Source organism: Stenotrophomonas sp. HMWF003, from assembly GCF_003061285.1.
GTDB lineage: Bacteria > Pseudomonadota > Gammaproteobacteria > Xanthomonadales > Xanthomonadaceae > Stenotrophomonas > Stenotrophomonas maltophilia_AP.
Map to the genome: position 1 here is coordinate 2178 of NZ_QAIW01000317.1, position 559 is coordinate 2736.

A 559-nucleotide genomic window follows, 5' to 3' on the forward strand; every position below is an offset into this window, starting at 1 on the left:
CCTGGTTCATCGAAAACCCGTTCCAGAACTGGACGCGGCGCAGCGCCGACCTGCTCGGCACCGCGTTCCTGTGGCTGGACTACCGCGCGCCGATCGCGGCGATCCGCGCCGAGCTGGAGCGCATCTGCAAGGGCGAAGCGCTGTGGGATGGCCGGGTGTGCGTGACCCAGGTGACCGAGACCACCGACCACACGCTGCAGGTGCGCCTGCTGGTCAGCGCGCGCAACTCCGGCGACGCCTTCGACCTGCGCTGCATCGTGCGCGAGCGGATGCTGGATTTCCTGGCCCGCGAACACCCGCAGGCGCTGCCGCGCACGCGTGCCGAACTGTTGCAGCAGCCGGATCCCGGTCTGCGTGGCCCACGCTCCCAGCCGGCCGACGATGTGCGCTCCCCTGGGGCCGAGGACGGTGCGCCGGCAATCCAGCCGGCGCCGTAACGGCGGTCGAGGGGCGGGGTGTCGTCGCCGACCCGCGTCGATGGTTCCGCAGCCGGTAGGTACCGACCGTGGGTCGATACGCCGTGCTCAGGGCGGGCTGATATGCGGCAGCAGGCTGTTGG

The 559-nt window shown here is 71.2% G+C and carries 1 pseudogene; it reads left to right on the forward strand.

What is annotated here, in order from left to right:
• Nucleotides 1-437 (forward strand): annotated as a pseudogene (locus DBR34_RS22995) (mechanosensitive ion channel family protein); the annotation flags it as partial.
• Between the last annotated feature and the right edge of the window lie 122 nt (nucleotides 438-559).